This window comes from Stenotrophomonas sp. CFBP8994 (genome assembly GCF_034044835.1).
In the GTDB taxonomy this organism is placed as follows: domain Bacteria; phylum Pseudomonadota; class Gammaproteobacteria; order Xanthomonadales; family Xanthomonadaceae; genus Stenotrophomonas; species Stenotrophomonas rhizophila_A.
Map to the genome: position 1 here is coordinate 1 of NZ_JAXCWT010000007.1, position 15,046 is coordinate 15,046.

A 15,046-nucleotide genomic window follows, 5' to 3' on the forward strand; every position below is an offset into this window, starting at 1 on the left:
GCTTCCGCTGCCATTGATCTATCCAGCGCCTCAGCGCGGTTGGGCCGACCTCCATCAGCTGGCAGACCTCTCTTACCGTCTGCCCCTCCACCACGACCAAGCGCACGGCCTCGTCTCTCATACCTTGAGTTATCTGTCTTGCCACGGGTCACCTCGATGCTTGGATTGATCCTATCGAGTGTCCAGCCGGATTAGACCACCTCAACCCATCCATGGGGGCTTGTAGAAAACATCCATGTTTTCTACACCCCCGGAAACCCGCCCCGACCCGCCTTTGACGGTATGTCGTTGCCATGGGAAACGCGGGGGACGGCCGTTGGCCGTCAATCATTCCGATCCAATTCATGCGCCACCGGACGTAGCTACGTTCACGGCGGTTGTTTGGGAACCAACCCTACCGGCGATGCCGGAGCATGCCGAACAACGGTAATTCCGCTCCTTCCTTGGCCACCGACCAACTGTCGGGGGCCGGCGGGGGTGGGTTTGCGGGACCGTAGAAAACATGGATGTTTTCTACGAGCCCCCATGGATGGGTTCACGGCGTGTCCCGCAAACCCGCACCCGACGGCCCAAGCCAGGTTCGCTCGCAGAGCAAGGCTGTTGGCCCAGATGCGTGAAGCAGCCGGGCAGAGCCCGGCTCTACGGTAGTGGCTTGCGGGTTCTCCACAGGGGTCGTGGAGAGCGGTGGGAGTTAGCTGTGGACAACCCTGCATGAGCACCGCGCTGCAACGGTCTTGAGTGCGTGGTGATTATTTGTCCAGGCGAACGACGGGTTTTCCACACGCATCGTGGAAAGCCATGGGAGTTTGCTGTGGACAAGTGCGCTGAAGCCTGTCGCGCAGCGCTTTCGGGGCGTGGCTAATTATTGTCCACGCCCAAACGCAAACGCCCCGCTCAAGGCGGGGCGTTGCGGACATCAGCGTCGTGTTGAATCAGACGTTGAAGCGGAAGTGCAGGATGTCGCCTTCCTGGACGCGGTATTCCTTGCCTTCCAGGCGCAGGCGACCGGCTTCCTTGGCGCCGGCTTCGCCCTTGTACTTGATGAAGTCGTCATACGCGATCGTTTCGGCGCGGATGAAGCCCTTCTCGAAGTCGGTGTGGATCACGGCGGCCGCCTGCGGGGCGGTGGCGCCCTTGCGCACGGTCCAGGCGCGGACCTCCTTCACGCCGGCGGTGAAGTAGGTCTGCAGGCCGAGCAGCTTGTACGCCGCGTTGATCACGCGGTTGAGGCCCGGCTCGCTCAGGCCGAGGTCGGCCAGGAACGTGTCGCGGTCTTCGTCGTCCAGCTGCGAGAGCTCTTCTTCGATGGCCGCCGAGACCGGCACCACCATCGCGCCCTCGGCCGCAGCGTGGGCGCGCACGGCTTCCAGGTGCGGATTGTTCTCGAAGCCGTCTTCCAGCACGTTGCAGATGTACATCACCGGCTTCAGCGTCAGCAGGAACAGGTCGCGCACCAGCGCCTTCTCTTCCTCGTCCAGGCCCACCGAACGACCCGCCTTGCCGTCGGCCAGCGCAGCCTGGAGCTTGGCCAGCACCGGCTTGCGTGCCGCGGCATCCTTGTCGCCACCCTTGGCCGCGCGCTCGGCGCGGTTCAGCGCCTTTTCCACGCTGTCCAGGTCAGCCAGGGCCAGCTCGATGTCGATCGTCTCGATGTCCGAGATCGGATCCACCTTGCCTGCCACGTGGATGATGTCGCCGTGCTCGAAGCAGCGCACCACGTGGGTGATCGCATCCACTTCGCGGATGTGGGCCAGGAACTTGTTGCCCAGGCCTTCACCGCTGGCGGCACCGGCGACCAGGCCGGCGATGTCGACGAACTCCACGGCGGTCGGGATGACCTTCTGCGGGTTGATGATCGCCGCCAGTTCGTTCAGGCGCGGATCCGGCACGGGCACGATGCCGACGTTCGGCTCGATGGTGCAGAACGGGAAGTTGGCCGCGGCGATGCCCGCCTTGGTCAGCGCGTTGAACAGAGTCGATTTGCCGACGTTGGGCAGGCCGACGATGCCGCATTTGATACCCATCTTTGACAACCTCTGGGGTGGTAGGCACCGACCGTCGGTCGGTACGCCGTGGTTATTTCGGGGTGTGCAGGCGCTTCATCGCCTCACTGTAATCGCCACGCACGGCCAGCGGCAGTACGTCGATGGCGTCGTCGATGGCATGCCCGATCAGCACGTCATCGTCCTTGCTGGCACGGCCGAGCACCCATGGCACCACGCGGTCCTTGTGACCGGGATGACCGATGCCGATGCGCAGGCGGTGGAACCTGCCATGGCCGAGCAGGCGGATGGTGTCACGCAGGCCGTTCTGGCCACCGTGGCCGCCATCGAACTTGAGCCGGGCCACGCCGGGCGGCAGGTCCAGTTCGTCGTGCGCCAGCAGGGTTTCCTCGGGCTCGATCTTCCAGAAGCGCTGGGCGGCGGTGACCGACTTGCCACTGAGATTCATGAAAGTGGCGGGCTTGAGCAGCCACACCGGTTGGCCGGCGATATCGACCTTGGCGGTCTCGCCGAACAGCTTGCTGTCCACGCTCCAGCGCGCGCCGGCCTGTGCGACCAGGGCGTCAATGAAACGAAACCCGGCATTGTGCCGGGTCTGGGCGTGCTCGGGTCCGGGGTTACCCAGGCCAACGATCAATCGCAATCCTGTCATCGCTCTTCTTCATCGCTACCGGCGTCGTGCCGGTACATGCAGAAACGGCGCCTGCCCCGGGGGGACAGGCGCCGCAATCACTTACTCTGCAGCAGCCACTTCTTCGTCAGCGGCTTCGCCCTTGCCGTGCTTGGCAGTGACGATGGCGTCGTCGTGGTCCTTGCCCTGGGCCAGGGCAACGATCTCAACGCCCTTCGGCAGCTTGATGTTGGACAGGTACACCACATCGCCAGCCTTCAGCTCGCCCAGGTCGACGTCGATCGACTCCGGCAGGTCCTTCGGCAGGCAGCTGATGGTGACTTCCTTCAGTTCGTGGGTGACCACGACGTCGGCAGCCTTGCCGGCCGGCGAGGTGTCTTCGTTGAGGAAGTGCAGCGGCACCGAAGCGGTCAGGGCCTGGTTCTCATCCACGCGCAGGAAATCCAGGTGCATGATCAGCTGCTTGTGCGGGTGGCGCTGCATGTCACGCAGCAGGACCTTGGTGATCTGGCCGTCCAGGTTCAGGCTCAGGATCGACGAGTAGAACCACTCGTTCTGCTGGGCCAGCCAGGTGGCGTTGTGGTCCAGGCTGATGGCGACCGGTTCGGCGTTGCCACCGTACACGATGGCCGGGATCACACCGGCGTGACGCAGGCGGCGGCTCGCACCCTTACGCTGCAGTTCACGCTTGGTGACCTTGATTTCATGGGTCTTCGACATTTTGCTTCTACCAGTTGTTGCCTTGCCGGAATGGCTTGGCGATGAAGGGCACGTCCGCGACCAGACGTCCCCGGGGCCCTGGCTGCCGTTGCCGGCGGCCAGGAAAAAAACGAATCAATCCACGTACAGCGAGCTGACCGACTCGCCGAAGGCGATGCGGCGCATCGTTTCGGCCAGCATTTCCGCCACGCTGAGCTGGCGGATCTTGCTGCACACGCGCGCTTCTTCACGCAGCGGGATGGTATCGGTCACCACCAGCTCGTCAAGCTGGGAGTTGTTGATGTTGTCCACCGCCGGGCCGGAGAGCACGGCGTGGGTGCAGTACGCGGCCACCTTGAGGGCGCCACGCGCCTTCAGCGCCGCGGCGGCCGCACACAGGGTGCCGGCGGTATCGACGATGTCATCGACCATCACGCAGGTCTTGCCTTCGACGTCACCGATGATGTTCATCACGGTGGAGACGTTGGCGCGCGGACGGCGCTTGTCGATGATCGCCAGGTCGGCATCGTCCAGGCGCTTGGCGACGGCACGCGCACGCACCACGCCACCCACGTCCGGGGACACCACGATCAGGTTTTCAGTGCCGTAGGCGCGCCAGATATCGGCGAGCAGCAGCGGCGAGGCATACACGTTGTCCACCGGCATGTCGAAGAACCCCTGGATCTGGTCGGCATGCAGGTCCACCGTCAGGACGCGGTCGGCGCCAACGGCGCTGAACATCTTGGCGGCGACCTTGGCGGTGATCGGCACGCGCGAGGAGCGCATGCGGCGATCCTGGCGCGAGTAGCCGAAGTACGGCACCACGGCGGTGACACTGTTGACCGAAGCGCGCTTGAGCGCATCGATCAGGACCAGCAGTTCCATCAGGTTCTCGGCGCTGGGCGCACAGGTCGGCTGGATCACGAAGACGTCCTGCTTGCGGACGTTCTCTTCGATTTCGACCTGCACTTCGCCATCGGAGAAGCGCGACACCAGCGCCTTGCCCGGTCGCACCCCCAGTTCCTTGCAGATGCTCTGCGCAAGGCGCTTGTTGGCGTTGCCGGAAAATACCAGCAGGTTCGGGTGATCTTGCATCATGACGGTCTCGGGCGGGAGCGATTGGCGGAGAACTCGGCCGCCGGCGCCCGAGGACGTCTGCGGTGACAACACCGCGGCCGTTCAACCGTGTCCGCGCAGCATGCGCATGGAACGCGGTTGGCGTCCGCAAGTGGCAGGGGCGGGAGGATTCGAACCTCCGAATGCCAGGATCAAAACCTGGTGCCTTGGGCCTCTTGGCGACGCCCCTGCATCAAAATCAATAACGCTCGAGTACATCAAGCAGTGGCGAGCGCTCCACGCCCGCAGCCACCCATGCCCGCAGTTCCTTCGGCAAACGCGCCAGGCCCTGCTCTGCAGCAGCGCGCGTGGCGAACTCGACGAAACAACCGCTTCCCGACCCGGTGAGTCGTGCCCGGCCAATCCTGTCCAACGCGATAAGCACTGCCTCGACGGCAGGTTCGCGACGGCGCAGTACCGGCTCGAACGCATTCCCGAGCAAAGACCCGGAAGCGAAGTCCGCTATTTTCGCTACTGGGGCGTCGCGCGTCAAATCGGGACTGGCGAAAAGTGCAGCCGTGGGCACGTGAACGCCGGGGTCGGCGATCACATACCAGGCCGGCGGCAGCGCCAGCGGGGTCAGTTGTTCCCCCACGCCTTCGGCCCAGGCATTGCGGCCGCGCACGAAGACCGGCACGTCCGCGCCCAGCTGCAGGCCCAGGCCGGCCAGCGCGTCTTCGTCCAGACCCGTTTTCCATAGCGCGTTCAACGCCACCAGGACGGTCGCCGCATCGGAAGAACCCCCGCCAAAACCGCCACCCGCCGGAATGTGCTTTTCGACGGCGATATCGACACCTTTCGCGACGCTCGCATGATTTTTCAGGAGGAACGCAGCACGCACGGCGAGATCATCGGCCTCGGCCACGCCGGGCGCGGACGGCCCCACACGACGCACCTGGCCGTCTTCACGCACCTGCAACTGGACCCGGTCGCCCCAGTCCAGCAGCCGGAACACGCTCTGCAGTTCGTGGTAGCCGTCGGCGCGGCGGCCGGTGATGTGCAGGAACAGGTTGAGCTTGGCCGGGGCCGGAAACCACGGCCCACCGGCGTTCAGGTCCAGCGCGCTCATGGGCTGCCGAGCACCCAGCCGTCGACCAGCAGGCGCACCTTGGCGTCGCCATTGACCGCCTCGATCCGCCGCGGCAGCACCGGGCGGTCGCCTTCGGCCGGATACCAGTCCAGGAACTGGATCTCCCAGTCCATCTGGCGGACGCGGCGCGGCCGGCCGTCGGCGTCCCGATCGATCTGCCCGGCGCCGGCCCCTTCGGCGACCAGGCCGCGCACCCAGTCCGGCAACTGGTTGACCGGGATATCCCAGCCGGTGGCCTCCAGCAGCACCTGCTGCGCATCCTCGCCCTGGCGGGGACCACCGTCCACGCCGTCCAGGCGCCCGCTGCGGCTTTCGCTGTCGCCGCTCAGGGTCCAGCTCTGCCGGGTGACCGGCGCGCTCAGCGACACCACGTACTGCCGCGCCTGCTGCTGCCAATCGATGCGACCACTGCCGCCGTTGCGCCCCTTGCTGACCGCGACCCGGCCCTGGAACGACCACGCCGGCTGTGCGCGCAGTGCGTCCACGCGCGCGGCCTCGGCCTGCTGCGCTTCGGTGCTCACGGTGGTCACCACATCGGGGGCGGCCGGGGCCTTGCGCGTGTCCAATGACACGCAGGCCGACAACGACACGGCCAGGACCGCCGCCAGGGCGGCCTTCACGGGAATCAGGTTCATACGCCGTATTTCTCGATCACGCGCTGCAGCGCACGGTTTTCCGGGTCGAGCTTGCGTGCTTCATCGAAGAAACGGCGGGCCTCGTCCTTGCGGCCGAGCACCCACAGCACCTCACCCACATGCGCGGCGATTTCCGGGTCCTTGGCCAGCGTCCAGGCGCGGCGCAGCTGGACCAGCGCTTCTTCGTTGCGGCCCAGGCGATAGAGCACCCAGCCGTAGCTGTCGACGATGGCGGCGTTGTCCGGCTCGGCCACGCGGGCACGGTCGATCAGCTCCAATGCTTCCTGGTAACGCGTGGTGCGGTCGGCAAGGGTGTAGCCCAGCGCATTGAGCGCGGCCACGTTCTCCGGCTCGGTCACCAGGATCTTGCGCAGGTCCGCTTCGGCGCGCGGCACGTCATCGCGGCGCTCCCAGGCCAGCGCGCGGGCATACAGCAGCGCGTTCTCGTCCGGGTAGGCGGCCAGGGCCCGGGCCAGCGCGTCCAGCTCACCCGGCAGGTCATCGCCCCGCTGGCGCAGCTCGGCTTCGAGCAGGTAGGCATCGCGCCGCGCTTCATCGTCGATCATGGCGTCGGACTGGATCGCGTGCACCCCGGCGAAGGCCTTGTCGGTCTGGCCCAGTTCGTACTGTGCGCTGGCCGCACGCAGGCGCGCTTCGGCGCGTTCTTCGCCGCCCGGCACGCTGAGGTACCAGTCCACCGCTTCGGCATGGCGTTTGAGGTATTCGGCGATCTTGCCCAGCAGCAGGCGCTGCGCCGGATCCGGCTTGGTCGCCTGCTTCGAGAGATCGGTATACAGCGCCAGCAGCGCCACATCGTCCTTCTGCTTGGCCAGCAGCGAGGCGCGCATGCCCCAGGTCTGCACGTTCTGCGGACCGACCGCGAGCACGCGCTCGGCCGATGTCGCATCGCCCATGGCGTCGTAGGCGATGGCCACGGCATTGCGCAGCTCCGGGTCTTCGGCGGTGCGCGGCTCCACCGAACGCAGCGCCGCCAGAGCGTCGTCGGTCTTCCCGGCCTGGAACATCAGGCTGGCATTGAGCAGCGCCACGCGCGGCTCACCGGGGAAGCGGCGCACCACTTCATCGACCATGCGCCGGGCCAGCTCGGGCCGGTCCATGCGCATGGCCAGCCGGCCGAATTCCTGCCAGGGCTCGAGCTGGTTGGGGATGGCGTTGTCGTCGACCAGCCGGCCCAGCACATCGGCGGCGGCGGCCGGGTCGCGGCCCCCACCGACCAGCGCGGCCAGCGCGAACTTCCAGCCGCGCGGGTCCGGGTCACACAGCAGGCTGGCCAGCTCGGTCCGCGCGCCCTTCACATCGCCCTTGCGCAGGTCCAGCGCGGCCGCAGCGCTGCGCATGGACAACGAACGGGGCGCACGCTTCTCCCACAGGGACAACGCGCGGCTGGCGCGCTTGTCATCGTCGGCGAGCATGGCGATCCGGGTGGCGCGCTCGGCCAGGCCGGCGTCGTCACGGCCCGCCTCGGCGGCCTCCAGGTACCAGCGCGCGGCCTCGGGCAGCTTGCCGGCCTGCAGCGCGAACTCACCGGCCATGACCGGGGTCAGAGACGCCGGTTCGGCCGTTCCGGCCTTGCCGGCCGGTGCAGCCGGGGCCGCCGCCAGGGCGGTGGCGGTGAACAGGGACAGCAGCAGAACGCTGGAGATGCGAATCAATGCGGGCATCGGGGGCTTCTGGCCTTAAAATGACGACTTGAATGGCCAGCAGCTTATCGCAAGCAACTGAACAATGACCCTGTGGGTGCTCGGACTGAATCACCAGACCGCGCCAGTGGAACTGCGCGAACGCGCGTCCTTTGGCGGCGACGCCCTGCCCCAGGCATTGGCGTCGCTGCGCGATACCCCGCAGGTGGCCGAGGCGGTGCTGCTGTCCACCTGCAACCGCACGGAGCTGTATGCCGTGGCCGAATCGGGCGAGGCGCTGGCGCAGTGGCTGGAGTCGCACGCCGGGCAGCTGCACGGTTACCTGTACCAGCATGCCGATGCCGATGCGGTGCGCCACCTGTTCCGGGTCGCCACCGGGCTGGACTCGATGGTGCTGGGTGAGCCCCAGATCCTGGGCCAGGTGAAGGACGCCTGGGCGACCGCGCGCGACCATGGCCTGCTCGGCCAGCGCCTGGATCGCTTGTTCCAGCAGACCTTCTCGGTGGCCAAGCGCGCGCGCACCGATACCCGCGTAGGCGCCAACCCGATCTCGGTGGCCTCCACCGCAGTGCGCCTGGCGCAGAACTCCTTCGCGCGGCTGGAAGACTCCACCGTACTGCTGGTCGGCGCCGGCGAAACCATCGAACTGGCCGCCCGCCACCTCAGCGAAGGCCGAGTCCGCCGGCTGCTGATCGCCAACCGCACCCTGGCGCACGCACAGGAGCTGGCCACCCGCCACGGCGGCGTGGCGCTGCCGCTGACCGAGCTGGAACGCCACCTGGGCGAAGCCGACGTGGTGTTTTCGGCCACCGCCGCGCGCGAGCCGGTGATCACCAAGGCGCAGATCGCCGCCGCGCTGCGCTCCCGAAAGCACAAGCCGATGCTGCTGTTCGACCTGGCGGTACCGCGCGATATCGAAACCGGGGTGGGCGAGCTGCAGGACGCCTTCCTGTACACGGTCGACGACCTGGAGCGCGCGGTGGAGGACAACCGCCGCAGCCGGCGCGAGGCGGCCGCTGAAGCCGAAGCCATCATCGAGCTGCAGGTATCGCGGTTCGTCGAGACCCTGCAGGCCAACGCGCACCAGGCGCCGCTGCGCCAGCTGCGCGCGTACGGCGAAGCCACCCGGGTGGAAATGCTGGACAAGGCGCGCCAGCAGCTGGCCCACGGCAAATCGCCGGAGGAGGTGCTGGAGCTGCTCGCGCATGGGCTGACCAACCGCCTGCTGCACCCGCCGACCGCCGCGCTGCGTGCGGCCGCGCTCAGCGGCGATACTGAATTGACCCGCGCCGCCGAGCGCCTGTTCCCGGCCAAGCCGGGCTACCAACACCCTGCCGTGAGCAACGATGACGCCGACCCTGCGCCGTAAGCTGGAAGCGCTGGCCGAACGCCGCGAAGAACTTGAACGCCTGCTGGCCGACCCGGATGTGGTCGGCGACAACGAGCGCTTCCGCAATTTTTCACGTGAATTCGCCCAGCTGCAGCCGATCGCCACCGCGCTGGACGACGAAGCCCGGGCGTTGGCCGACCTGGCCGCCGCCGAAGCGATGCGTGCCGACCCGGACCTGCGCGAGCTGGCCGAGGAGGAAATCACCGCCGCGCAGGATCGCCTGCAGCAGCTGGACCATGACCTGGCGCTGCTGCTGGTGCCGCGCGATCCGCGCGACGATGGCAACCTGTTCCTGGAAGTGCGCGCCGGCACCGGCGGCGACGAGGCGGCGATTTTCGCCGGCGACCTGTTCCGCATGTACGCGCGCTATGCCGAGCGCCAGGGCTGGAAGGTGGAGATCGAATCGGACAGCCCCGGCGAGCATGGCGGCTACAAGGAGATCGTGGCGCGCGTGGTCGGCCGCGGCGCCTATTCCAAGCTCAAGTTCGAATCCGGCACGCACCGCGTGCAGCGCGTGCCGGCCACCGAGTCGCAGGGCCGCATCCATACCTCGGCGGCCACGGTGGCGATCATTCCCGAAGCCGACGAGGTCGATGAGATCGTCATCAACCCGGCCGACCTGCGGGTGGATACGTTCCGCTCGTCCGGCGCCGGTGGCCAGCACGTCAACAAGACCGAATCGGCCATCCGCATCACCCACGTGCCCAGCGGCGTGGTGGTGGAATGCCAGACCGAGCGCAGCCAGCACGCCAACCGCGACAAGGCGATGAAGCGCCTGAAGGCGCAGCTGCTCGATGCCGAGCGCAGCAAGCAGGCGGCCGCCACCGCCGAAAGCCGCCGGCTGCAGGTCGGCAGCGGCGACCGCAGCCAGCGCATCCGCACCTACAGCTTCCCGCAGGGCCGGATCACCGACCACCGCGTGGAAGGGCTGACCCTGTACGACCTGCCCAACATCATCGCCGGTGAGCTGGACACGCTGGTGGAGCGGCTGATCCACGAACACCAGGCCGATGAACTGGCCCAGCTGTCCGCCGGCGCGTGAGCATGGACCCGCAGCGCGAGCAGCTGCGCAGCGCGGTACAGCGCCAGCCGCAGGACTTCATCGCCTGGGTGATGCTGGCCGACGCCGAGCTCGAGGCCGGTGACACCGCTGCCGGCGATCACGCCGCTGCACGCGCGTTGCAACTGCGCCCCGGCCACCCCGAAGCGCTGGCCCGACTGGGCCGCACGCGCTGGATGCAGGGCCGCCATGGCGAAGCAGCCACGCTGCTGCGCCAGGCCGCCAACCTGGTCCCCGAGCACCCCGGCATCGCACTGTGGCTGGGCCACGCGCTGGAAGACGCCGGCCAGCCCGAAGCCGCTGCCGATGCCTACCGCCAGGCGCATCGGCTGCTGCCCGGCGAGCCTTACATCACCGCCCAGCTGCTCAACTGGCAACGCCGGCTGTGCGACTGGCGCGAACTCGAACCGCTGTCCCAGCAGGTGCGCCAGGCCGTGGCGCAAGGCGCGGCGGTGGTGGAGCCGTTCGCCTTCCTCAGCGAAGACGCCAGCGCCGCCGAGCAGCGGGCGTGTGCGCGGCAGCGCGCTGCGGGCATTGCCGAGGGAGTGCGTGCGCTGCCGCCTGCGCAGGTCCGCCGCGAGGGCCAGCTGCGCGTGGGTTTCCTTTCCAATGGCTTCGGCGCGCACCCCACCGGGCTGCTTACCGTGGCGCTGTTCGAGCAGCTGCGTGCGCTCGGCGCGCTGGAGCTGCATCTGTTTGCCCTCAACGCCGATGATGGCAGCGCGATCCGCGCGCGCCTGCAGGCCGCTGCCACTGCACTGCATGACGTGTCGAGCCTGCCGCACGCGGCGATCGCCGCGCGGATCCGCGCGACCGGCATCGATGTGCTGTTCGATCTGCGTGGCTGGGGCGGCGGTGGCGCGCCGGCGGTACTGGCGATGCGCCCGGCCCCGGTGCAGGTGAACTGGCTGGCGTATCCGGGCACGTCGGGCGCGGCATGGATCGACTACGTGCTGGCCGATGACTACGTGCTGCCTGCCGCGCTGACGCCGGCCTTCAGCGAACAGGTCCGGCGCCTGCCCCGCGCGTTCCAGCCCTCGGACAACACCCGCGTGCTCGAGCCCGCGCCAGGCCGCGAGGCCTGTGGCCTGCCAGCGCAGGGCGTGGTGTTCTGCTGCTTCAACAACAGTTACAAGCTCAACCCGCGCAGCATGCGCCGCGCGTTCGCGGTGCTGCAGGGCGTACCGGGCAGCGTGTTGTGGCTGCTGTCCGGGCCGGGCAATGCCGATGCGCGGCTGCGCGCGGCGGCGCGCGAGGCGGGGCTGGATCCGGCGCGGCTGGTGTTCATGCCCAAGCTGCCGCACCCGACCTACCTGGCGCGCTACCAGCAGGCGGACCTGTTCCTGGACACGCACCCGTACAACGCGCACACCACCGCATCCGATGCACTGTGGGCCGGCTGCCCGGTGCTGACCTGCCCGGGCGCGACGTTCGCTTCGCGCGTGGCCGGCTCGCTCAACCATCACCTGCAGCTGCCGGCGATGAACGCTGCCGACGACCGCGTCTTCGTGGAGACCGCCATCGCGCTGGGCAACGACCCGCAGGCACTGGCAGCGCTGCGCGCCACCCTGGCCCAGCGGCGTTCGGACACCGGCCTGTTCGACATGGCCGGGTTCGCCCGCGACTTCAGTGCCGAGGTGCAGGCGATGGGGCGTTTGCATGGCTGGCAGGATGCACACGCGGGCTGACTACCCATTGCGCTAGGCTCGGGCTTCTTCGTCAGCCGGAATCCCGCACCGATGGGCAAGCTCAAGCGCAAGGCGTACCAGGCACTGCTTGAACCGATGCAGCTCGAACTCACGGCGATGGCGCGTTGGGCCCAGCACACCGGGCAGCGCGTGCTGGTGCTGTTCGAGGGCCGCGATACCGCCGGCAAGGGCGGCGCCATCCAGGCCATCGCCGAGCACCTAAACCCCCGCCAGTGCAGGGTGGTGGCGCTGCCCAAGCCGACCGACCGCGAAAGTACCCAGTGGTACTTCCAGCGCTATGTGTCGCACCTGCCCGCTGCCGGCGAGATCGTGCTGATGGACCGCAGCTGGTACAACCGGGCCGGGGTCGAGCACGTGATGGGCTATTGCACCGAGGCCGAGTACCACGCGTTCCTGGCGCAGGCGCCGGTGTTCGAGAAGCTGCTGGTGGACGATGGCATCCTGCTGTTCAAGTACTGGCTCACGGTCGATCAGGTGCAGCAGGAGAAACGCTTTGCCGAGCGCCACCTCGACCCGCTCAAGGGCTGGAAGCTGTCACCGGTGGACCTCAAATCGCGCAGCAAGTACACCGCGTATACCGAAGCGCGCGAGGCGATGTTGCGCGCGACGCATCGGGAAGAGGCACCGTGGACGCTGGTGGACTTCAACGACCAGAAGCGCGGGCGGCTGGGATTGATCCGCAACCTGCTGGATCGCCTGCCCGATACCGGGGTGGACGATCCCATCCCGGACCTGCCGCCGCTCAAGGGAAAACTGCACAAGGAACAATACGGTGCATTGAAGCCGATCAACCTGTCACCTCATGACCCCCAGGTTGATTGATCCCGATCCTGATGGGCCCGTATGAATTCGTAGCGCCGGCCGTTGGCCGGACACCGCGCGCAGCGCGGCCCACGTATCCGCAGCCGGCAAAACGCGGCTCAGGTAATCCGTCCGACGCTTGGACGATCCGAAGCCGACTGTAGCGCCGGCCGTTGGCCGGCCGCTTTTCGTTCCGGCGCCATGAACGCCCGACAGACGGCTTCGGAACCTGTAAACCCCGGCGTGTTGGTCGCGAGCGTGGCGCAACCGTCTCCGGACACTTGGGCCGCGCTTCGCGCGGTGTCCGGCCAACGGCCGGCGCTACGAATTGTTACGTGGCGTCCGCGGATCGGGATCAATCAACCAAGGGCAGATCGTCAATGCACAATCGCTTCGATGTCCGCTGCGGTGACCGGGCCCAGGAATTCCTTGGCGACCTTGCCGTCCGGGGCGATCAGGTAGGTCAGCGGCAGGCCGCGCGGCACGGCGAAGTCTTCCGGCGGGTTGTAGGTATCCACCAGCACGATCGGGTAGGTCACCGGCAGCTTCTGCAGGAACGCCTTCATCTCCTCCGGCTCGATGTCTTCGTAGGCCAGGCCGACCACTTCGATCTCCTCGCGCATGGCATGCAGTGCCGACAGCTCCGGCATTTCCTTGCGGCACGGCGCGCACCAGGTCGCCCAGAAGTTCACCACCACCCATTTGCCGCGATGTGCGGCCAGGTCGTACGTGGTTCCGTCGAGGGCGGGCAGCACCAGGCGCGGCTGCGCCACGGTTTTGCGCTCCAGGTCAGGCGTGGCGGGGTCGGCGGCCGGGGCGGCCGGTTCTGCTGCGGGGGCCGGCGCCGGGGCGGCCGCTTCGGGCTGCGGTGCCGGCTTGTTGCAGCCGGCCAGGGCGAGCAGGCCGACGGCCAGCAGCAGGGGCTTGAAGGTCATGGGGTGTCTCCAGACGGGGAATAGATATCGCTGACGCGGCGCTTGAGCAGCTCGCGCAACGGCAGCCGCAGGGCATCCAGCGCCGCCACCGAGGCGGTACCGAGGCTGTCGTCGCGGTAAGGCAGGTAGGCTTCCTTGACCGGAATGCGCAGCTGCGTGGATTCGTAGAGGTCGGCCAGGGTGAGCTTGTCCAGGTCGCGCGACAGCAGCCATTGGCCCTGTTCGTCGCGGCGCACCACCCGGATCGCTTCCAGGTCGCAGAGCATGCTCTGCAGCAGCGAGTCGGTCAGCATCGGCTCCAGCCCCAGGATCTCGTCTTCGTCCAGCCCGCGTCCGTCCATGCGCGCCTGGTGGAAGCGGCCGATCAGGCGCAGCAGGCCATACAGTTCGTAGCCGGTGGGCAGGCGCAGGTCGGCCGGCTGGTAGCGGAACGCGGCGATCGACGAGGCCAGCGAGGCACCCAGCAGCACCGACACCCAGCACAGGTAGATCCACAGCAGCAGGATCGGCACGAAGGCCACCGTGCCGTAAAGCTTCTGGTAGGACTGGAAGCTGCCCAGGTAGGCGCCCATGCCCCACTTCACCAGCTCCAGCATCACGGCCGCGAGGATCGCGCCGGGAATGGCATGCCGCCACTTCACCGTGTGGTGCGGCACCACCCGGTAGACCAGCATGATGCAGACGAACTCGATCAGGATCGGCGCCAGGGTCAACGACGCATTGGCCAGCAGGCGGCCTTCACTGGTGCCGAACAGCGGCAGCGCGAACACGCGGGCCGATACGGCCAGCGACGCGGCCGCCAGCATCGCGCCCAGCGTCAGCACGGTCCAATAGACCAGGAAGCGGGTGAGCTTGGGCCGCGCCGAACTGACCCGCCAGATCTGGTTGAAGGTCTGCTCGACGCTGTTGAGGGTGATCAGCAGCGACACCACCAGCGCGATGAAGCCAGCGGCGGTGAGCTGCCCGGCACTGGCCGAGAACTGGCGCAGGTAGCCTTCGGCCGCCCGCGCGGCGTTGGGCACGAAGTTGGAGAACACGTAGTCGCTGAGCGTGTCGCTCCAGCGGTCGAACACCGGGAACGCCGAGAGCACGCCGAACACCACGATCGCCAGCGGCACCAGCGCGAACACGGTGGTGTAGGCCAGCGAGGCGGCGGCCTGGAACAGGCGGTCGTCGAGGAAGCGGCGCCACAGGAAGCGACCGAAGCTGGCGGTACGGGCGCGATCGCGCACGCGTTCCATCCACAGGTTGAGGGTGTCCAGGGGTTCCATCGTGGCAAGCGTACCTGAAGCCGGGTGGAGGCAATGCCATACTGC

General features: G+C 67.7%; 14 protein-coding genes and 1 tRNA gene. 4 read left to right on the forward strand and 11 right to left on the reverse strand.

Going from position 1 to position 15,046, the window contains the following annotated elements; all coding sequences use genetic code 11:
• From SOM39_RS17325 to SOM39_RS17365, 9 genes are all read right to left on the reverse strand, one after another.
• A partial coding sequence (locus SOM39_RS17325) for a transposase (protein ID WP_320457644.1) occupies positions 1–121 on the reverse strand: 121 nt, incomplete at its 3' end.
• A gap of 811 nt (positions 122–932) precedes the next feature.
• A complete protein-coding gene (gene ychF / locus SOM39_RS17330) occupies positions 933–2,024 on the reverse strand; it encodes a redox-regulated ATPase YchF (protein ID WP_217538810.1) in 1,092 nt (363 codons plus the stop codon).
• 52 nt (positions 2,025–2,076) lie between these two features.
• Positions 2,077–2,655: an aminoacyl-tRNA hydrolase gene (pth, locus tag SOM39_RS17335; protein WP_184124884.1), complete on the reverse strand. Its 579-nt coding sequence runs from the start codon at positions 2,653–2,655 to the stop codon at positions 2,077–2,079.
• Positions 2,656–2,736: 81 nt separating this feature from the next.
• Positions 2,737–3,354 carry a 50S ribosomal protein L25/general stress protein Ctc gene (locus tag SOM39_RS17340; RefSeq protein WP_217538809.1) on the reverse strand — a complete coding sequence of 206 codons (618 nt, stop codon included), beginning with the start codon at positions 3,352–3,354 and terminating at the stop codon, positions 2,737–2,739.
• A gap of 114 nt (positions 3,355–3,468) precedes the next feature.
• Positions 3,469–4,428: a ribose-phosphate diphosphokinase gene (locus SOM39_RS17345; RefSeq protein WP_038692467.1), complete on the reverse strand. Its 960-nt coding sequence runs from the start codon at positions 4,426–4,428 to the stop codon at positions 3,469–3,471.
• Between the two features lie 134 nt (positions 4,429–4,562).
• Positions 4,563–4,639, reverse strand: a tRNA-Gln gene (locus tag SOM39_RS17350).
• Between the two features lie 9 nt (positions 4,640–4,648).
• On the reverse strand, positions 4,649–5,518 hold the full coding sequence (ispE, locus tag SOM39_RS17355) for a 4-(cytidine 5'-diphospho)-2-C-methyl-D-erythritol kinase (RefSeq protein WP_320459094.1): 870 nt from the start codon (positions 5,516–5,518) through the stop codon (positions 4,649–4,651).
• Entirely contained in the window at positions 5,515–6,174 is a 660-nt protein-coding gene (lolB, locus tag SOM39_RS17360; RefSeq protein ID WP_184124878.1) for a lipoprotein insertase outer membrane protein LolB, read from the reverse strand. The genes ispE and lolB overlap by 4 nt, the downstream gene beginning before the upstream one ends.
• On the reverse strand, positions 6,171–7,856 hold the full coding sequence (locus tag SOM39_RS17365) for a tetratricopeptide repeat protein (RefSeq protein ID WP_320459095.1): 1,686 nt from the start codon (positions 7,854–7,856) through the stop codon (positions 6,171–6,173). Before SOM39_RS17365 ends, lolB begins: the two co-directional genes overlap by 4 nt.
• A gap of 64 nt (positions 7,857–7,920) precedes the next feature.
• On the opposite strand from SOM39_RS17365, the gene hemA reads away from it, so the two are divergent.
• The 4 genes from hemA to ppk2 are packed head-to-tail and all read left to right on the forward strand — an operon-like array spanning position 7,921 to position 12,816.
• A complete protein-coding gene (gene hemA, locus SOM39_RS17370; protein ID WP_095364647.1) occupies positions 7,921–9,204 on the forward strand; it encodes a glutamyl-tRNA reductase in 1,284 nt (427 codons plus the stop codon).
• Positions 9,182–10,267: a peptide chain release factor 1 gene (prfA, locus tag SOM39_RS17375; RefSeq protein ID WP_217538806.1), complete on the forward strand. Its 1,086-nt coding sequence runs from the start codon at positions 9,182–9,184 to the stop codon at positions 10,265–10,267. The genes hemA and prfA overlap by 23 nt, the downstream gene beginning before the upstream one ends.
• Complete coding sequence (locus tag SOM39_RS17380) at positions 10,264–11,973, forward strand: tetratricopeptide repeat protein (protein ID WP_320459096.1); 1,710 nt, start codon at positions 10,264–10,266, stop codon at positions 11,971–11,973. The genes prfA and SOM39_RS17380 overlap by 4 nt, the downstream gene beginning before the upstream one ends.
• Before the next feature lie 51 nt (positions 11,974–12,024).
• Complete coding sequence (ppk2, locus tag SOM39_RS17385) at positions 12,025–12,816, forward strand: polyphosphate kinase 2 (RefSeq protein WP_320459097.1); 792 nt, start codon at positions 12,025–12,027, stop codon at positions 12,814–12,816.
• Between the two features lie 356 nt (positions 12,817–13,172).
• On the opposite strand, the gene SOM39_RS17390 is transcribed toward ppk2, so the two are convergent.
• A complete protein-coding gene (locus SOM39_RS17390) occupies positions 13,173–13,730 on the reverse strand; it encodes a TlpA family protein disulfide reductase (protein ID WP_068849409.1) in 558 nt (185 codons plus the stop codon).
• Complete coding sequence (locus tag SOM39_RS17395) at positions 13,727–15,001, reverse strand: YihY family inner membrane protein (protein WP_068849407.1); 1,275 nt, start codon at positions 14,999–15,001, stop codon at positions 13,727–13,729. The genes SOM39_RS17390 and SOM39_RS17395 overlap by 4 nt, the downstream gene beginning before the upstream one ends.
• Positions 15,002–15,046 lie beyond the last annotated feature (45 nt).

Excerpts from the sequence above, each read along its gene's own strand:
- ychF (WP_217538810.1), bottom strand. The coding sequence starts at position 2,024 with ATGGGTATCAAATGCGGCATCGTCGGCCTGCCCAACGTCGGCAAATCG.
- pth (WP_184124884.1), bottom strand. The coding sequence starts at position 2,655 with ATGACAGGATTGCGATTGATCGTTGGCCTGGGTAACCCCGGACCCGAG.
- SOM39_RS17340 (WP_217538809.1), bottom strand. The coding sequence starts at position 3,354 with ATGTCGAAGACCCATGAAATCAAGGTCACCAAGCGTGAACTGCAGCGT.
- SOM39_RS17345 (WP_038692467.1), bottom strand. The coding sequence starts at position 4,428 with ATGCAAGATCACCCGAACCTGCTGGTATTTTCCGGCAACGCCAACAAG.
- ispE (WP_320459094.1), bottom strand. The coding sequence starts at position 5,518 with ATGAGCGCGCTGGACCTGAACGCCGGTGGGCCGTGGTTTCCGGCCCCG.
- lolB (WP_184124878.1), bottom strand. The coding sequence starts at position 6,174 with ATGAACCTGATTCCCGTGAAGGCCGCCCTGGCGGCGGTCCTGGCCGTG.
- SOM39_RS17365 (WP_320459095.1), bottom strand. The coding sequence starts at position 7,856 with ATGCCCGCATTGATTCGCATCTCCAGCGTTCTGCTGCTGTCCCTGTTC.
- hemA (WP_095364647.1), top strand. The coding sequence starts at position 7,921 with ATGACCCTGTGGGTGCTCGGACTGAATCACCAGACCGCGCCAGTGGAA.
- prfA (WP_217538806.1), top strand. The coding sequence starts at position 9,182 with ATGACGCCGACCCTGCGCCGTAAGCTGGAAGCGCTGGCCGAACGCCGC.
- ppk2 (WP_320459097.1), top strand. The coding sequence starts at position 12,025 with ATGGGCAAGCTCAAGCGCAAGGCGTACCAGGCACTGCTTGAACCGATG.
- SOM39_RS17390 (WP_068849409.1), bottom strand. The coding sequence starts at position 13,730 with ATGACCTTCAAGCCCCTGCTGCTGGCCGTCGGCCTGCTCGCCCTGGCC.
- SOM39_RS17395 (WP_068849407.1), bottom strand. The coding sequence starts at position 15,001 with ATGGAACCCCTGGACACCCTCAACCTGTGGATGGAACGCGTGCGCGAT.